Genomic DNA, 16,855 nt, shown 5'->3' on the forward strand with positions numbered 1-16,855 from the left:
GCAGGATGGAGAAGCCACCTCTTTTCGTCAAATCACGGGAATTGTCAGGCGGCGTCGCGGCCTTCGCCGACGATGCGCGTACGCATGCTCTTGGCCAGCGCCGTTTCCAACCGCGCGGCGACCGCGCGGTCCCATTCATTTGTCTTGCGGCCGCCCTCTTTCGAATGGGGCAAGGCCATCAGCCGGTCGATGATCGATCCGGTTTCACCGGACGAAAGCAGGGCGTCGATCTCGCGTTCGTGCTGCATATCGGTTCGCCTCCTTCTTCTTCACCCGCCACAGGAGCCACGTTTATACGAGTTCCGTGACGGCTGTTTGAAGGCAAGAGCGGGGCGATTGAGGGGCGGCTCGGGGCAAAACCTTGTCGTGAAGTTCTGCCCCGCGCGAATGCTATACGCTCGGCATTCCGCCTGAGCGATCAGACGTAGCGGTTGACGATGTTCTCCAGCAGTTCCTGCCGGCCGGAGCGCGGCTGCGGCTCGATCTTCTCCTTCAAGACGCGCTCGGCGATCTCCTCCAGCGTGCGCTCGCCCGAAAGCATCGCCTTGCCTTCGGCGGTGTTCCAGCCGGCATAGCGCTCGGCGAGCGGGCCGGACAGCGCCTTGTCCTCGATCATCTTTGCCGCCGCCTTGAGGCCGCGTGCGCAGGCATCCATGCCGCCGATATGGCCGATCAGGAGGTCGTCCGGGTCGAGCGACTGGCGCCTGAGCTTGGCGTCGAAATTGGTGCCGCCGGTCTTGAAGCCGCCGCCTTGCAGCACCTGATAATAGGCCAGCGCCATTTCCGGCACGTTGTTGGGGAACTGGTCGGTGTCCCAGCCCGACTGGTAGTCGTTGCGGTTCATGTCGATCGAACCGAAGATTCCCAGCGCATTCGCCAAAGCCAGCTCATGCTCGAAGGAATGGCCGGCCAGGATCGCGTGGCCCTGCTCGATGTTGAGCTTTACTTCCTTCTCCAGCCCAAAGCGCTTGAGGAAGCCGTAGACCGTCGCGACGTCGTAGTCGTACTGGTGCTTTGTCGGCTCCTGCGGCTTCGGCTCGATCAGGATCGTGCCCGTGAAGCCTATCTTGTGCTTGTAGTCGACGACGAGGTTGAGGAAGCGGCCGGCCTGCTCCTGCTCGCGGGCAAGGTCGGTGTTGAGCAAGGTCTCATAGCCCTCGCGGCCGCCCCACAGCACATAGTTCTCGCCCTTGAGCTTCTTGGTGACGTCGATACATTTCTTCACCGTCGCCGCCGCATAGGCGAACACATCCGGATCGGGATTAGTGGCCGCGCCGGACATGAAGCGCCGGTGCGAGAAAAGGTTCGCCGTGCCCCAGAGCAGCTTGACGCCGGTCTGTTTCATCTTGTCGGCGAAATAGTCGGTGATCTCGTCGAGGCGCGCGGCACTCTCCGAAAAATCCTTGCCTTCCGGGCGCACGTCTGCGTCGTGGAAGCAGAAATAGGGCGCGCCAAGCAGCGAGAACATCTCGAAGGCGACGTCGGCCTTGAGCTTGGCCAGTTCCATCGTGTCGACGCCGCCCGGCTTGGCAAACCAGGGTCGGTCGAAGGTCTGGCCGCCGAATGGGTCGCCGCCCGGCCATGCGAAGGAATGCCAGTAGGCGACGGCGAAGCGCAGATGGTCTTCCAGCCGCTTGCCGGCCACCACCTCATCGGGGTTGTAGTAGCGGTAGGCCAGCGGATTGGTCGAATCCGGCCCTTCATATTTGATTGTCTTGATGTCGCCGAAAAATCCGCTGCTCATGGTTTCCTTCCTCTCCGAGATGGTTTCCCGATTACCTCAGGCGTAATTGGTTTCACTCTTTTGCCGGGCGAAAAGCGTCATGTCGAAACGATCCAACGAAGGACCATGACTATGACCGACCTCAACACGATCGCCCGCAATTACATCGCCGCCTGGAACGAGATCGATGCGCAGCGCCGCAAGGCGCTGCTCGAAGCCGCCTTCACCAGCGACGTCAGCTATCGCGACCCGATCATGCAAGGCGATGGCCATGACGGCATCGCCGCGCTGATCGACGGCGTGCAACAGCGCTTCGTCGGCTTCCGCTTCTCGCTGAAGGGTGAGCCGGACGGTTTCGCCGACCGCATCCGCTTCTCGTGGAATCTTGGGCCGGAAGGCACGGAATCCGTCATCGAAGGCACCGACATCGGCGTCATCGAGAATGGGCGGCTGAAGAGTGTCACCGGGTTTTTGGATAAGGTGCCGGCGCAGTGATAACTGGAGAGGTGGGATGCGAGGCCCCCCTCTCTGGCCTGCCGGCCATCTCCCCCTCAGGGGGGGAGATTGGCAGCTTCGAGGCCTCGCCTCTCCTTGCAACGCCGGCGATTGGCGAAAGCCGGCGTGACATCCAATCTCCCCACTTGCGGGGGAGATGCCCGGCAGGGCAGAGAGGGGGGCCTCGCACATAGTCACGCAGTTATCGCTCTTATCGCCGGATACAGCGCCCGATACCCTTGATACGCATCAGCATAAGCGCCACCCAGCCCGACATCCGGCTCGATCGTCGCATCCGTGGCCGGCGCAGTGCAGACGGCAAGCGGATCGGCCCCCGTAGCCGCAATCAACCCAAGCCTTGCCGCACCAAACGCCGCGCCGAAATCGCCGTCGGTCGGAATATCGACCGGAACCTGCAGCGCGGTAGCGATCGCCTTCAGCCAATAGCGCGAGCGCGAGCCGCCGCCGATCGCGGTCACCCGGCTCAGCGTGGTGCCGGCCATCTTCAGCGCCTCGAGACTGTCGCGAAAGGCGAAAGCGACGCCCTCAAGCACGGCCTGCGTCAGCACGGCCCGGCTCGATTGATGCGCCAGCCCGGTAAAGGAGCCCCGAATGGCGGAATCATTGTGCGGCGTGCGCTCGCCGGAGAGATAGGGCAGGAAGGTAACGCCCGTCGGCGCCTTCAGCGTATCGCCGAGTTCGCCGGTCAGGTCGCCGGCGCTCTTTGCCGTGATCTCCGACAGCCAGTTGAGCGAATCGGTGGCCGAAAGGATCACGCCCATCTGGTGCCAGGTGTCGGGCAGCGCATGGCAGAATGTGTGGACCGCGCTTTCCGGATTGGGCAGATAGGAGGCGTTCGCCGCAAACAGCACGCCCGACGTGCCGAGCGACACGAAAGCGTGGCCGGCGCCGACCGTGCCCATGCCGCAGGCCGAGGCCGCGTTGTCGCCGGCGCCGCCGGCAATCGTGACGCCCGTCGCGATCCCCCATTTCGAAGCGAGCTCGTTCCGCAAGGCGCCGGCCTTGGCTGTGCCTTCGACCAGCGAGGGCATGTGCTTTTCGTCGAGCGATGTCGCCGCCAGCAATTCGGGTGCCCAGCGGCGCTTGCCGACATCGAGCCACGAGGTGCCGGCCGAATCCGACATTTCCGAAATATGCTCGCCGGTCAGCCAGAGCCGCAGGTAATCCTTTGGCAGCAGCACCTTGGCGACGGCCGCGAAGGTCGCGGCTTCGTGTTCTTTCACCCAGGCAAGCTTCGGCGCGGTGAAGCCGGGGAAGACGATGTTGCCGGTGAGCTTGCGGAAGCGCGGATCGGCATCGAGCGCCGCCGCCTCGACATGGCTGCGCGTGTCGTTCCACAGGATGCAGGGGCGCAGCACCTTGTCCGAGGCATCGAGCAGTGTGGCGCCGTGCATCTGGCCGGAAAGGCCGATGCCCTTGACCGCGGCAAGCTCCTTCGGGTGCGAGGCCTTGAGTTCGGCAATCGCTGCCTCGCAGGCCTCGATCCAATGCGCCGGATCCTGCTCCGACCAGCCCGGATGCGGCCGCGAGACATCGAGCGAGCCATGGCCGGAGCCGATGACTTTCTGACTGTCGTCGATCAGCAGCGCCTTGACGCCCGAAGTGCCCAGGTCGAGGCCGAGATACATGATTTCCTCCCATTGCCATTAATTTTTTCGGATCTCGAAAAAATCTGGCTCGGCAGTTTTTAAGACAAGATCCGCTCCGGGTCAATTCTCTGACAAATCGGCGGCGCGACGCGAGAACAGCGCCGACAGCGGGCTGTCGGGCCTGGCGAGCTGCCGTTCGTCCGTCAGCGCCCGCGCGAGCGCCGTATCGCCGGCGCGCAACGCGGCCTCGATCAGCGTCAGGTCGATCACGTCGCGCTGCGCATGGCTGCCGCCGAAACGATGCGCGATCGAGCGGATCGGCCGGATCAGGCGCACGGCCTCGTCATATTTGCCTTCGCCGAAAGCCTTGATCGCAAGCGTCAGCGGATGGCCGACATCGCGCGTGAAGGCGGCGTTGTCATCCTCGCCGCGCATCGCCTCGCGCTGCGCTTCGAGCAGCGTCTTGGCCGGCGCCTCCAGGCCTGCGCCGACAAAGGCCATCATCGCATGCGCGTCATTGAAGGCATAATTGCCGGCGGCGGCTTTTGGACTCCAGTTGGCGGCAAGCGCCGCCCAGCGGTCGCCGACATCGACGCCGCCCAGAGCGAGGCGCCACAGGATCGCCGAGGCATCGACCATATTGAGCGCCAATGTCGAGCGGTCGCCATAGATCGGCCCGTCATAGAGCTTGAGCACCTCGTCGGTTTCGCCGAGATCGTAATGGAACAGCGCCAGATGCCACCAATTGTGGATCTGAAGAAAACTCTCCTTGGTCCATGCATCTGGATTGGCGCGCATCCAGGCGATGCCGTCTCGTTGCCGGCTCTGCATTTCCATGACATGCGCGACCGCATGCTGCGCCCAGCCGTCGCGCGGTTCGATCTCGATGGCTTCTCGGCCCAGGGATTCGGCACGGGCGTAATCGCCCATTTCCTCCAGCCCGAAGGCCTGCATGCCGAGAATAGCGTGGTAGCCCGGCATGTCTTTCTGCCAGGCCGGCAGCGCCCGGCCGATGCGGTCGCGCAGCATGCGCGCATTGCCGGTGAAGAAATCGACCTGATGCCCGGTCTGCAGCGCCACAGCATCGAGCGGGTGGTCGATGGCGACATCTTCCAGAATGCGCGACGCCTGGTGCCAGTGTCCCCCCGCGAGATGGCCGAGTGCGGCGACATGCGCCTGCTCGCGGGTCGTCGCCGCAAGCGGCAACGCCGCCTCGTAGCACGCCTTGGCCACGGCAGTCGCTTCGCGCTCCGTCGCCAGGCCGAACAGATAGCCCTTGAATACATGCGCCATGACGAAACCGGGATTTTCGCCAATAGCGCGGTCGATGGAGCTGACCGGATCGCCGATGAAGCATTGCAATTCATGCACAGCGCGGGCGTAGGACGAAAACCCGGCTTCGGTCGCACCGGAATAGGTAAGACCGAATGCGTCCTTCATAGCTTCAGTTGGCCGACCGCATCGCCACCGTGGCGATGCCGGCGCCGACCAGCAGCGTGCCGCCGGTGCGGTTGAAGATGCGGATCGCCTTCGGGTTGCGCACGATCGCCCTGGCCCTGGACGCGACCAGCGCGTAGCCGAAGGCATTGGCGAAGGCCAAAGTCAGGAAGGTCGTCTCGAAGATCAGCATCTGCGTCCAGAAGTCGGCATGCCGGTCGAGGAATTGCGGCAGGAAGGCGACGAAGAAGGTGATGCTCTTCGGGTTCAGCGCCGTCACCAGCCAGGCATGCGCCATCATCCGTGCCGCCGAGACCGCGTCGGTGCGCGGTTCGGCCTTCAGCGCGCCGCCGGCGCGGAACAGTTTTATGCCGAGATAGATGAGATAGCCGGCGCCGATCACCTTGAGCATGGTGAACACCGTTGCCGAAGCCGCAAGCAGCGCGCCAATGCCGAGCATCGACAGCGTCATGGCGGTGAAGTCGCCCAGCGCCACGCCCACTGCCATCGGCAACGCGGTGCGCCAGCCTTGCCCAAGCGCATAGGAGACGACCAGGAGGATCGTCGGGCCAGGAATGATGAGAAGAATGGAAGAGGCGGCGGCGAAGGCAGCCCAGTTTTCGAAGGACATTTCCCTGCTCCTTGAACGCAAAGAAAAGGATAAATCCTGGGGCCGGGGAGAATGTAAAGGGGCCGTTGGAAAAATCTTCAGCGCCGAGGCCGGCGGCTCATCTACCGCCATAACGATCCGTTAGGGTTAAGCCCGGCACGGGCTCTTTCACCCTTTTTCAACGATGAATGGCGAAAATGCCTGCGATCCGGCCGGACCCCCGCCGGCAGCGTAGGGTTTGTGCATGCGCGAGTTGCCGCAACGTCTGACGTCGCCTTCCAACGGCGCAGCAATCGATACCGAAATTCAGCTTTCCCGCCGCGCCATGCTTTCCGGCGCCGGCGCCATGGCGCTGCTCGGCCTTGCCGGCTGCAGCACCACCGACACGCTCGACCTGCCGCAAATGCAGCTCGACAACACCGTCACCGGTTCCGTGCCGCCGATGCGTCCGGCGATCAGCGTCGACAAGAACATCACCGGCCCGGACGTCATGTATGCCTCGCTCACCGACGGCGGCTTCCAGGTGCCGGAGGTGCCGTGGCAGAAGGTCAAGCCGCAGTTCCGCCGCCAGATCGTCGTCGACAAGACCGGCGAGGCGCCCGGCACCATCGTCGTCCACTTGCAGGAGCGCATGCTCTATCTCGTCCAGCCGGGCGGCGACGCCATCCGCTACGGCGTCGGCATCGGCAAGGACGGCTTCCGCTGGTCGGGCCGCGCCAACATCCAGTACGGCCGCGAATGGCCGGTTTGGACGCCGCCGCCGGAAATGATCCAGCGCAAGCCCGAACTGGTGAAATGGCAAGGCGGCCAGCCCGGCGGCCTCACCAATCCGCTGGGCGCCCGGGCGCTCTACATCTACCAGAACGGTAAGGACACCGGCTACCGCATCCACGGCTCGCCCGAATGGTGGAGCATCGGCCAGGCCATGTCGTCGGGCTGCGTGCGCCTGATCAACCAGGACATTATCGACCTCTACAGCCGCGTTTCCAAGAAGAACCCGGTCGTCGTGGTCTGATCTTTCCAGGCGACCTGTCTGGCCGCCATTTCGAGATACCGTTTCTTCCGTTGCGCGATGCCGCAAGACAGGCCAAGGTACCTGAAAACCTTCGCTTCGGGAGAAATCGAGCATGTCTGGAACCTTCGTCATCGCGCAAGGCGGCGGCCCGACCGCCGTCATCAACCAGACGGTCGTCGGCGCCACGCTGGAAATCCGCAAACGTCATCCCGGCGCCAAGGTGCTGGGCTCGATCCACGGCGTGCGCGGCATCCGCGACGGCAATTATGTCGATCTCTCCGCCATCCCCGAGGACAGGCTGCGGCTGATCGCCGGCACGCCGAGCGCCGCCCTCGGCTCGACCCGCGACAAGCCGGACGCCGCCTATTGCGAGGTCATCCTCAACGGCTTGAAAAAGGCCGGCGCCGACGCCTTCATCTATATTGGCGGCAACGACACGTCGGGCACGCAGCAGATCCTGACCGATGCCGCCGGCGGCTCGATCGCCTTCGTGCATGCGCCCAAGACCATCGACAACGACCTCGAGGAGAACGACCACACGCCGGGCTTCATCTCGGCGGCCGAATTCGTCGCCGGCGCATTCCTCTCCGTCGACCTCGATTTCCGCGCCCTGCCCGGCATCTATGTCGGCATCGTCATGGGCCGGCATGCCGGCTTCCTGACCGCCGCCGCGGCCGCATGGCAGCTCGATCCCGACAGCGGACCGCATCTGATCTACGTGCCGGAGCGCGCCTTCTCGGCGAAGCGCTTCATCGATGAGGTGCGCGAAAAGCTGGACCGCCACAAGCGCTGCATCGTCGCTGTCTCGGAGGGCGTCAGCACTGCCGACGGCAAGGCGCTGGTCGAAAGCCTGGTGCCGCCGGACAAGCTGGAGCGCGATCAGCACGGCAACGTCAAATTGTCGGGCAGCGACCTGCCGGCGGCGCTCGAACGGGCCTTGGCCGAAGGCCTGCCGGGCAAGCGCGCGCGGGTCGACGCGCTGGGCTACATGCCGCGCGGTTACGTCGGCGCGATCAGCGCCGTGGACGCCAAGGAAGCCTTCGACGCCGGCGCTTTCGCGGTTGCTGTCGCAGGCGAAGGCGGCGGCTCGGTCGCGCTGCAATATGACGGGTCGAAGACGGTGTTGAAGAAGGTGCCACTGAAGGCGGTGGCCGGCAAGACCCGCCACATGCCCGACGATTTCATGAAGCCGGACGCCAATCAGCTTTCGGAAGCCGGCATGGCCTACCTGAAGCGGCTGGTGCCGAAAAAATACAAGGTCGGGAAGCCGTTCATCTGATGGGCGGCGGCTCGATGCCCGAGCTTGAGGTTGGCGACTGGTTCGGCAAGGCGAAAGTCGATGCCGGCACGACGATGCTGACCGAGCCTTTCGTGCATGATTTCGTGCGCGCCAATATGTGGCATCTGAAGGGCCGCGAGGCGGATCTGCTGGTCGATACCGGCATGGGCATCCGTCCGCTGGCGCCTGAGATCGACACGCCGCCCGGCAAGCCGCTCATCGTCGTCGCCACGCACATCCATCTCGACCATGTCGGCTCGCTGCATGAATTCCCGCTGCGCCTGGGCCCGAAGATGAGCGCGCCGCGGTTCGACGCCATGAATGATGCCGTCACCTACGCGTACATGTTCCACAATCTCGACGGCGCCGTCTCGAAACTGCCGGCGCCGGACTGGAAGGCGGCCGATTACCGGATTCCCTCAGCACCGCTGACGCGTGCGCTCGACGAAGGCGACATCGTCGATCTCGGCGACCGCAAATTCCGTGTGCTGCATCTGCCTGGACACTCGCCGGATTCGATCGCGCTTTTCGACGAGGCCGATGGCCTCTTCCTCGCCGGCGATGCCATCTATGACGGCATGCTGATCGACGATCTGCCGGATTCGGACCGCACGGCCTATTGCCGCACCATGCGGCGCCTGCTCGACCTGCCGATCCGCATCGGCCATGGCGGCCATGGCCCGAGTTTTACCGGCCAGCGAATGCGTGAGATCGCCTCCGCTTATCTGCGTCGGAGAGAGCGGTTCGTAAGCGCTCTCTGAATTAAATCTTCGTAAGGTCATCCAAAGGCCCTGATTCAGGCCATTCCGCACCCTAAATCCTGATTGTCGATCCGGCCGGCTGCCATGCAAGGCGAGGCAGGCAATCCCGGTCGCCGACACGCCAACGGATGCGTGCTTCGAGACACATCCGGGGTGCCCGATCAACCTCTCGCCCGGACAGAAACGACCATGTCACCCATGAACATTCTTCGCAGACATCGCGTCGCGGCCCTGTTGGGCGCTGCGCTGATCATTTCTCCCGTTATTGGTTCCTTTGCCGAGAGCACGAACAACGCCGGATTGAGCAACGCCGTCGCCACTACGCAAACTCCCGCCGCCGGCGTTACCGCGCCTAACGGCTCCTTCGCTCCCATCGTTGCCACCACAAAGCCGGCAGTCGTAACAGTCACGACAATGATGAAGGGCCAGCCGGACGCCATGAGCGAGGGTTCGCCCTTCGACGGCAACTCGCCTTTCGACGACTATTTCCGGCAATTCTTCGGCGACCAGGGCATGCCGATGCCCAAGACGCCCCCTCAGCGGGCACCACGTAGCGAGGCGCTCGGCTCCGGCTTCATCGTCAGCGCGGATGGCACAATCGTAACCAACAACCATGTCATCGACGGCGCCAGCTCGATCAAGGTGACGCTCGACGACGGCACCGAGCTTCCGGCCAAGCTTGTCGGCCACGATGCGAAGCATGACCTGGCTGTGCTCAAGATCAAGGCAGACAAGCCGTTGCCGACCGTCAAGTGGGGCGATTCCAGCAAGCTGATGACCGGCGACCAGGTGCTGGCGATCGGCAACCCATTCGGCATCGGCACCACGGTTACCGCCGGCATCGTGTCGGCGCGCGGCCGCGATCTCCATAGCGGGCCGTTCGACGATTTCATTCAGATCGACGCGCCGATCAATCACGGCAATTCGGGCGGTCCGCTGGTCGACATCCATGGCAATGTGATTGGCATCAACACCGCCATCTACTCGCCCAATGGCGGCAGCGTCGGCGTCGGCTTCGCCATCCCGTCGGATCAGGCCCAGAAAGTCGTGGCCAAGCTGATGAAGGGCGGCGACATCGAATACGGCTATCTCGGTGTGCAGATCCAGCCGGTCACTCCGGATGTTGCCGGCGCCATCGGCCTCGACCATCCTGCCGGAGCCTTGGTTTCGTCGGTCACGCCGGGCTCGCCGGCGGCCAAGGCGGGCATTGAAGTCGGGGATGTGATCACCGGCTTTGGCGGCCAGGAGATCAAGGATCCGAAGGACCTGTCGCGCGCCGTCGCAGATGTCCCGCCCGGCAACAAGGAAACCGTCGACATCTGGCGTAAGGGCAAGGCGGTTCAGGTCTCCGCAGACGTCGGCCGCAACACCGACGAGGTGCAGACCGCCTCGAATGGCGAAGGCGGCAAGCCGTCAGCGGGCCAGGGCGTGCCGTCGCTCGGCCTCGGGCTGACCGATATCACTCCCGATATCCGGCAGGAGCTCAACCTTGCCGACAACCAGCACGGCGCCGTGATTGAGCGTGTCAATCCGGACAAAGCGGCTTCGGCGGCGGGCCTCCAGCCGGGAGACGTGATCATCGGCGTCGACCAGACGCCCGTAAAGAACGCCAGACAGGCGAACCAGGCGATCGCCGAGGCAGCCAAGTCGGGCAAGAAGTCGGTGCTGCTGCTTGTCGATCGCGGCGACCAGCAGATCTTCGTCGCAGTGCCTTTCGCGGCCGGCTGACGACGTCGTGGCGACCTGCCTGTTGCAAGGCGGGTCGCCAAGATTCTTGTTGCCCGTAGAGGTATATTCGAGAACACTCCCCGCATCCTTCCACCGGTGCAGGAGGCGTCTCGATGGTCACGCGCGGCTTTTTTTCCGGACGGCGTCCTCCTTCCGACGCCGACGCGCGCATCCCGCCGGGCCAGTACCTGGAACAAGGTTTCCCGGTTCTCTCGGCCGGGCCGACGCCGCGCGTGCGCACCGAAAATTGGTCCTTCACCTTGAAGCAGGGGCCGCGACCGCTCAAGAAATGGAACTGGGCCGAGTTCAACGCCCTGCCGCAAAGCAAGATGACGCGCGACATCCATTGCGTGACGGCCTGGACCAAGTTCAACACGCCCTGGCAGGGCGTGATGATCGACGACATCCTCGCCGATGCCGGCATCGAGCCGCCGACGGCCTACACGCTGGCGCTGTCGTTTGACGGCTATTCCACCAATGTGCCGACCAAGGACCTCATCACCGGCAAGGCGATGGTGGCGCTGCTTTACGAAGGCAAGCCGATCACGCCTGATCATGGCGGGCCGGCCCGGCTTCTGGTGCCGCATCTCTATTTCTGGAAATCGGCCAAATGGGTGAACGGGCTGCAGTTCACCGAGCGCGACGAGCCGGGCTTCTGGGAGCTGCGCGGCTATCACATGTATGGCGACCCCTGGCGCGAGCAGCGCTATTCCAGTGACCCGTGAGGGGCGATTTGTGAGCAGCAATCGATGAGCGCCGAGCCGTCGCCGCAATCGCCCTGGCAGGCAGCCACGATCACCCGCATCGAAAAGCGCACGCCACGCGTCACCAGCTTCTGGTTCCAGCCGTCGCGGCGCTTCGCCCATCTGGCCGGACAGCATGTCGAAGTCCGGCTGACGGCGCCGGACGGCTATCAGGCGCGCCGATCCTATTCCATAGCTTCGGCGCCCGAAGCAGGTGCCGTCGTCGAGCTCGCGATCGAGCGGCTCGACGACGGCGAGGTCTCGCCCTTCTTCCACGATGTCGCTGCCGTCGGCGACGAGATCGAGCTGCGCGGACCGCTGGGGGGCCATTTCATCTGGGAGGAGAGCGACGGCGGGCCGATCCTTCTGGTAGGCGGCGGCTCGGGCGTCGTGCCGCTGATGGCGATGGTGCGCCATCGCACGCTGCGCAACAAAGCGGTGCCCGTTGCGCTGGTGTTCTCGGCCCGGGTCTGGGACGAGGTGATTTTTCGCGACGAGCTGATCGGCCTCGACGATCGTCGTGACGGGTTCGATCTGGTGCTGACGCTGACCCGCGAGCCGGCGAGGCGGCCGCCCGACTATTCCCGGCGCGTCGACGCCCGCATGATGGCGCAAGCCGTCGAGCGCCTGCCGAAGGCACCGAGGCTGGCCTATGTCTGCGGCTCGAACGCCTTCGTCTCGGCCGCCGCTGATGCCCTGATTGGCGCCGGCGTTCCGGCGGGGATTATCCGCACCGAGCGCTATGGAGTTTGACAGAAGCCCGTTGAAATTCGACCCAATAGGTAATACCTTGCTTACAATTGGTATTACTGAGGAGCGAAGATGGCCACCACCGTTACGTCAAAAGGACAGGTCACCATTCCAAAACCGGTCCGCGATCTGTTGGGGATCGTCCCGGGAAGCAGGGTCGATTTCCGGCGCGCCGCCGATGGGAGCGTAGTGCTTGCTCGTGTCGACAGAAAGCAAACGGCGAGCCGCTTCGCCAAGTTGCGCGGCCATGCCGGCGAGGGGCTTACGACCGACGCGATCATGGCGCTGACGCGTGGTGAAGCGTGACGCTCATCGACACCAACGTCCTGCTTGACCTTGTTACTGACGATTCAAACTGGGCAGATTGGTCGGTTGCTCAGCTTGAGGCGGCGAGCCTCAACGGACCATTGTTGATCAACGATGCGGTCTATGCCGAGCTCGCCGTACGCTACGCCCGCATCGAGGATCTTGACGCTTTTCTCGATGCGGCCGGTCTTGAAATGGCTCCCATGCCGAGGGCCGCTCTTTTCCTTGCCGGAAAGGTATTTACACAGTACCGCCGGTCAGAAGGACAAAAGACTGGTGTTTTGCCGGACTTCTTCATTGGTGCGCACGCTGCGGTCGGCCATCTTCCACTTCTGACCCGCGATATCGGCCGATATCGAACCTATTTCCCCTTCCTGAAGCTGATTACCCCAGGCTCTTGAGCCGTCCCGGACTGTTGCGCTGATGTCAGCCGGTCGGAGAGAATTTCGCCGAAACGAGCTGGAAAGGCAGCGCGCCATAGCTGGCGACGGCCTGCTCGTTGTCCCAGACGCGAAACTGGCGTGACGGCCGAGCCTCCAGCACCAGGGCCCGTCCTGTCCCCTCAAGCTTCACCTTGCCGCGAAACCGCAGCATCCGCTCCCCGCCGGAACGGCTGATCGACATCGAGCGCAGCCGGGCCACGTGCCGGTCGCCCGCATTGATCTCCATCTCGATGCGTCGCCTGACCGGCGGGACGACGATGCGCACGATAAGATCGAGCATCATCTCGCTGGCTTCGCCCTGCGGTCCGTCCAGGGTTTGCGAGAGCACAAATGCGGCAGGCCCGCCTGTCGCCTTGGTCGTCACGGACTTGCCGCGCCACACGATGTCGGGCTCGGTCTGCTTCAGCCGGCCTTTCTTGCGCTGCAGGCGCAACTGCTTTGCAAATCCCCGCGACAGCCAGGTCAGCGCGCCGAAATCGGTGCGCGGCTTGGCCTGCAGAACCGACGACAGCCGCGCCGCGCCGCGCCGGTCGGCCATGTCCACCACCTTGGCCAAGACGGCCTCCGGCACCGCGATGCCGATCTCCAGCGCAAGATAGGAAAGCGCCACCGCCGCGGCGACGGCGAGACTGCGCCTGGCGATGACATCGAGGAATATGGTCCAGTCGACAGTGCCGCCCTCGATGGCCACGGTGCAATCGACCAGCCAGTCGCTATGCGTATGTGCGTCGAGGCCGCCATGCGCGATGGCGAGCGCGATGCGGTCGGCTGCCGAGGGGACGACTACGCTGACGTCGCTGAATTTGGCGGCAATCGCGCGGCGCCAGATGGCGAGGTCGTCCTCGGTGTTCTGCTGCGACCCGTCATAGGCAAGCTGATGCAGGTCGATGTCGCCGTAATTGCCCTTGAAGAAATTCATCGAGCGCAGCGATCCCAGCCGTGCGCGCAGATATTGCGGGGAAACACCGCTGGCGATCTGCCAGCCGCGGTCGCGCAGCACATCGAAGGCCGGCTGCATATCGCCCGGCCGCACCAGTATATCGATGTCATGCGCCACGCGCCCGCGCTGCGCGGCGGCATCGAGCGCGGTGCGGCTGGCGCCCTTGATCAACATCACCGTGCAGCCGGCATCGACCATCGCCTTCAGTGCGGGCTCGGCCTCGCGCATGGCCATGCGCGACTTCGTCCACAGCATCTTCTGCAGGCCGACCAGGCGCGGATAAGCGGCGTTGTCGGCAAGCTTGCGTCCGAACCTGTCGGAAATCGCGGCAAGCAAGCGGTGTTCCCGGAAGGAGACGTGGTCGATGTCGTTCTCGTTCAGCCAGCCGGCGGCGCAAAGGCGCGCCGCCTCTTCGTCGGGCAGAAGTGCCGCCTTGAGCAACTGGTCGAGCGAGCCGGTCGGCCAGGACCAGCCATACTCTGGAAAACGCCTGCCGATGCGACGGATCTTCGCCATCAGCGGGAGCTGGCTTTGCTTTGTGCCCGTCGCAGCATGGCCAGGCGTGCCACTTCCAGGTAACCGCGGTCGCGTGCCGCGTCGCGCCCATAGGACAGGCTCCCCGGCCTGATGCGCCGCAGCGCCAGGACATCAGGCATCATGTCGAGGACAAAACCGCTTTCCCGCGCGCGGGCGATCCAGTCGATCATCTCGCCGCGGCCGCCCGGCGGATCGACGATCGGGCCGACGCTCTCCGCGGTCTCCCGGCGCATCAGCATCGTCGAGCGCGACCAGCCGGGGGTTGCGGTCGGGGCCATTGCGTCGGGCTCTCCGTCGCGGAAGGCGCGCATATGGGTGAAGACCCCGGATACGCCGGGAAGCCGTTCGAGATGGGCAAGCTGCGCCGCGATCTTTCCAGGCAGCCAAAGGTCGTCGGCATCGAGCGTGGCCACGAAGGGCGTCGACAGCGCGGCGATGCCGCGGGTGGTCGCGCTGCCGGGTCCGGCATTGTCCTGGTGCAAAAGCCTGAGGGGCAGGTCGATGCCGCCGATCGCGCCGGCGAGATCGTCGGTCGAGCCGTCGTCGACCACCACGACCAGTTCGGGCCGCAACGTCTGCGCCGACACCGATCGCAGCGTCTCCGCGATCGTGGCGCTGGCGTTGTAGGCCGGAATGACGACGCCGTATGCGCTCATGACATGAGCTGCCAGTCCGCGAGTTTCTTCAGTTCGAAGATGCCTTCGATCGGCTTGAGCGAAGGGTTGGCCCTGCGCCGCTTCATCGACTTGTAGATCGCGCGCATGAACTCGCGCGACTGGACATCTTGCTGCCTTGTCATGTTGCCGGCGTGCCGCCGGTAATAAAGCGCCAGCGTGTCCGGAAGCGCGCATCGGGGGCCGACCTCGAAGCTGCGCAGCAGGAAGTCCGTATCCTCGGCCTGGACGAAGTCCTCGTCGAAAGCGCCGATCCGGTCGACCAGACGGCGCGAGAAGATCGCCGCCGAGAGATGGATGCCGCGAACCGTGATGCTGGTGCTGTCGCGGGTCGGCTCCAGCGTCTCGTCGTCGATCCTGTCGACCAGCATCATCCTGGAATAGGTGAGCTCGAGAGAAGGATCGCGCCTGAAAAGGTCCAGATCCGCCGCGAAGCGCCCGGCTGGCGAGATGTCGTCCGAATCGAGAAAGGACACCAGTTCCGTCTCCGGCTTGAGCCGGCTGAGCCCGCTGTTGCGCGCCCGGGTCACGCCCATGTTTTCCTGCCGAAACAGCCGGATGCAAGATGCTTCGTCCATCATCGCGCGCACCGCTTGGGCCGAACCGTCGGTCGAGCCGTCATCGATGACGATGATGTCGAGATCGGCGGCGTCGCGCTGCCTGATGAGCGAACGCAATGCCGCAACGACATAGCGCTCGCGGTTGTAGACAGGCATGATCACGCTCAACTTCACCGGGCGCTCCGGACAAGGAAATCCGCAATCGTACCGGCGATTTCTCCTGGGCGTGACCCAAGCGAAATCCGGTAGCATGGCAGTAGCCGGGTCAGATCGCTGAAGAAGCGAAAACCGCTTTCGCGTTCGCCAGGCATCTGGGCGATGCCGGACGGCGCCAGCGCGATGATGGCATCCTTGCGCGAAATCGGTGCGATCGAACTTATCTTTCCGCCGCTGACATGTGGCACCAGCAACGCGCAAATGTCCAGACTCTCACCTACTGGCCGTGGCGCGATCTCGTGAATGTGGAAGGCATGCTTGCCTTGCCAGTTGAGCGGGCGGCCGGTTCCCAGCCGCCTTTCCAGCCCAAGCCGGGCGAAACCCGGCGGATCCTGCTTCAGGATCGAAAACAGCGGTCGCGCCGTCACGCCGCCGGAAAGATCGATCAGCACGTAATCGTCGCCGACGCTGTCCAGCCCGTTGAGCAGTCCTGCAACGACGGTTCCGGATTTTCCCACACCCCCGGCGCCTGCCAGCAGCACGCCCCTGCCGTCGAGGCCCAGCGTGCCGGCATGGGCAAGGCGCATGCCGCGCGCGGCGTATTCCCAGTGCAGGAAGGCGCGCAGCGGCGACCCCTGCTCCCAAGGCGGAAACGCGTCGGGAGACCGCATCAACTGGACGCCGATCCGTCGGGCGGGATCGTAGACCTGCCAGAAATCCAGATCGTGGTAATGATGGCCGCGCAGCCCTGCCTCGGCAAGTTTCCGGGCAAAGCCGTGCTCGGTGAAATGCGCATCGCCCCAGCTTGCCGGTTCCGGCATGTCGCCGATGCCTGGATGGCCGATGAAGATACGGCATTGGCGGGAGTCCCGCGGATCGCCTTCGGCTTCGATGAAGGCCTGGCCAAGGGCATCAGCGAGCGCGCCGGGATCGAGATGCGCGATCAATTCCAGCCCTGGCAGGCGGACAGCACGCCGGACCGGAAACTGCACCGCCGCGCCTTCGGCAGCGGCGATGAGAAAGCGGGCATAGTCCGGCAGGGTCTCGAGCGTCACATGTGGCATGGTCTGTTCCGGCCGCCCTGACCC

Annotated in this window: 18 protein-coding genes; 9 read left to right on the forward strand and 9 right to left on the reverse strand. The window is 64.4% G+C overall.

The annotated features are described in order from the left end of the window. Nucleotides 1–44 precede the first annotated feature (44 nt). Together LB538_RS19365 and xylA are read right to left on the reverse strand one after the other, a co-directional pair. Nucleotides 45–248 carry a hypothetical protein gene (locus tag LB538_RS19365; RefSeq protein ID WP_224531740.1) on the reverse strand — a complete coding sequence of 68 codons (204 nt, stop codon included), beginning with the start codon at nucleotides 246–248 and terminating at the stop codon, nucleotides 45–47. 170 nt (nucleotides 249–418) lie between these two features. Then, nucleotides 419–1,744 (reverse strand): xylose isomerase, encoded by a 1,326-nt coding sequence (xylA, locus tag LB538_RS19370; RefSeq protein ID WP_224531741.1) that lies wholly within the window; start codon nucleotides 1,742–1,744, stop codon nucleotides 419–421. A gap of 111 nt (nucleotides 1,745–1,855) precedes the next feature. On the opposite strand from xylA, the gene LB538_RS19375 reads away from it, so the two are divergent. Beyond that, entirely contained in the window at nucleotides 1,856–2,218 is a 363-nt protein-coding gene (locus LB538_RS19375; protein ID WP_224531776.1) for a nuclear transport factor 2 family protein, read from the forward strand. Between the two features lie 194 nt (nucleotides 2,219–2,412). Here the strand turns inward: LB538_RS19375 and xylB are convergent, their stop codons facing one another. From xylB to LB538_RS19390, 3 genes are all read right to left on the reverse strand, one after another. Then, nucleotides 2,413–3,867 carry a xylulokinase gene (xylB, locus tag LB538_RS19380; RefSeq protein WP_224531742.1) on the reverse strand — a complete coding sequence of 485 codons (1,455 nt, stop codon included), beginning with the start codon at nucleotides 3,865–3,867 and terminating at the stop codon, nucleotides 2,413–2,415. A gap of 81 nt (nucleotides 3,868–3,948) precedes the next feature. Continuing rightward, nucleotides 3,949–5,268 carry a tetratricopeptide repeat protein gene (locus tag LB538_RS19385; RefSeq protein ID WP_224531743.1) on the reverse strand — a complete coding sequence of 440 codons (1,320 nt, stop codon included), beginning with the start codon at nucleotides 5,266–5,268 and terminating at the stop codon, nucleotides 3,949–3,951. Between the two features lie 4 nt (nucleotides 5,269–5,272). Continuing rightward, on the reverse strand, nucleotides 5,273–5,896 hold the full coding sequence (locus LB538_RS19390) for a LysE family translocator (RefSeq protein ID WP_140844649.1): 624 nt from the start codon (nucleotides 5,894–5,896) through the stop codon (nucleotides 5,273–5,275). A gap of 304 nt (nucleotides 5,897–6,200) precedes the next feature. Here LB538_RS19390 and LB538_RS19395 point away from each other — a divergent pair, with 304 nt between their 5' ends. The 8 genes from LB538_RS19395 (at nucleotide 6,201) to LB538_RS19430 (ending at nucleotide 12,858) form a co-directional block, all read left to right on the forward strand. Continuing rightward, the gene (locus tag LB538_RS19395; protein ID WP_224531778.1) at nucleotides 6,201–6,890 is read left to right on the forward strand and encodes a L,D-transpeptidase; all 690 of its coding nucleotides are present in this window, start codon (nucleotides 6,201–6,203) and stop codon (nucleotides 6,888–6,890) included. 112 nt (nucleotides 6,891–7,002) lie between these two features. After that, entirely contained in the window at nucleotides 7,003–8,169 is a 1,167-nt protein-coding gene (locus LB538_RS19400) for a diphosphate--fructose-6-phosphate 1-phosphotransferase (RefSeq protein ID WP_224531744.1), read from the forward strand. 14 nt (nucleotides 8,170–8,183) lie between these two features. Then, a complete protein-coding gene (locus LB538_RS19405; protein WP_140844655.1) occupies nucleotides 8,184–8,930 on the forward strand; it encodes an MBL fold metallo-hydrolase in 747 nt (248 codons plus the stop codon). Between the two features lie 189 nt (nucleotides 8,931–9,119). Beyond that, nucleotides 9,120–10,658, forward strand: a complete 1,539-nt coding sequence (locus LB538_RS19410) for a DegQ family serine endoprotease (protein ID WP_224531745.1) — start codon at nucleotides 9,120–9,122, stop codon at nucleotides 10,656–10,658. A gap of 113 nt (nucleotides 10,659–10,771) precedes the next feature. Further along, nucleotides 10,772–11,383, forward strand: a complete 612-nt coding sequence (locus LB538_RS19415; RefSeq protein ID WP_224531746.1) for a molybdopterin-dependent oxidoreductase — start codon at nucleotides 10,772–10,774, stop codon at nucleotides 11,381–11,383. Between the two features lie 24 nt (nucleotides 11,384–11,407). Then, entirely contained in the window at nucleotides 11,408–12,154 is a 747-nt protein-coding gene (locus LB538_RS19420; RefSeq protein WP_224531755.1) for a ferredoxin reductase, read from the forward strand. Nucleotides 12,155–12,223: 69 nt separating this feature from the next. Further along, complete coding sequence (locus tag LB538_RS19425) at nucleotides 12,224–12,457, forward strand: AbrB/MazE/SpoVT family DNA-binding domain-containing protein (RefSeq protein ID WP_095768178.1); 234 nt, start codon at nucleotides 12,224–12,226, stop codon at nucleotides 12,455–12,457. Further along, entirely contained in the window at nucleotides 12,454–12,858 is a 405-nt protein-coding gene (locus LB538_RS19430) for a type II toxin-antitoxin system VapC family toxin (protein ID WP_224531757.1), read from the forward strand. The genes LB538_RS19425 and LB538_RS19430 overlap by 4 nt, the downstream gene beginning before the upstream one ends. A 25-nt stretch (nucleotides 12,859–12,883) precedes the next feature. Here the strand turns inward: LB538_RS19430 and LB538_RS19435 are convergent, their stop codons facing one another. Genes LB538_RS19435 through LB538_RS19450 form a run of 4 tightly spaced genes read right to left on the reverse strand, consistent with a single transcriptional unit; the run spans nucleotide 12,884 to nucleotide 16,831 of the window. Then, complete coding sequence (locus tag LB538_RS19435; RefSeq protein ID WP_224531759.1) at nucleotides 12,884–14,356, reverse strand: nucleotidyltransferase family protein; 1,473 nt, start codon at nucleotides 14,354–14,356, stop codon at nucleotides 12,884–12,886. Further along, on the reverse strand, nucleotides 14,356–15,033 hold the full coding sequence (locus LB538_RS19440) for a glycosyltransferase family 2 protein (protein WP_224531761.1): 678 nt from the start codon (nucleotides 15,031–15,033) through the stop codon (nucleotides 14,356–14,358). The genes LB538_RS19435 and LB538_RS19440 overlap by 1 nt, the downstream gene beginning before the upstream one ends. After that, the gene (locus tag LB538_RS19445) at nucleotides 15,030–15,785 is read right to left on the reverse strand and encodes a glycosyltransferase family 2 protein (protein ID WP_224531763.1); all 756 of its coding nucleotides are present in this window, start codon (nucleotides 15,783–15,785) and stop codon (nucleotides 15,030–15,032) included. The genes LB538_RS19440 and LB538_RS19445 overlap by 4 nt, the downstream gene beginning before the upstream one ends. Beyond that, on the reverse strand, nucleotides 15,782–16,831 hold the full coding sequence (locus LB538_RS19450; protein ID WP_224531765.1) for a serine kinase: 1,050 nt from the start codon (nucleotides 16,829–16,831) through the stop codon (nucleotides 15,782–15,784). The genes LB538_RS19445 and LB538_RS19450 overlap by 4 nt, the downstream gene beginning before the upstream one ends. Nucleotides 16,832–16,855 lie beyond the last annotated feature (24 nt).

It is taken from the genome of Mesorhizobium sp. Ca11 (assembly GCF_020165275.1).
In the GTDB taxonomy this organism is placed as follows: Bacteria; Pseudomonadota; Alphaproteobacteria; order Rhizobiales; family Rhizobiaceae; genus Mesorhizobium.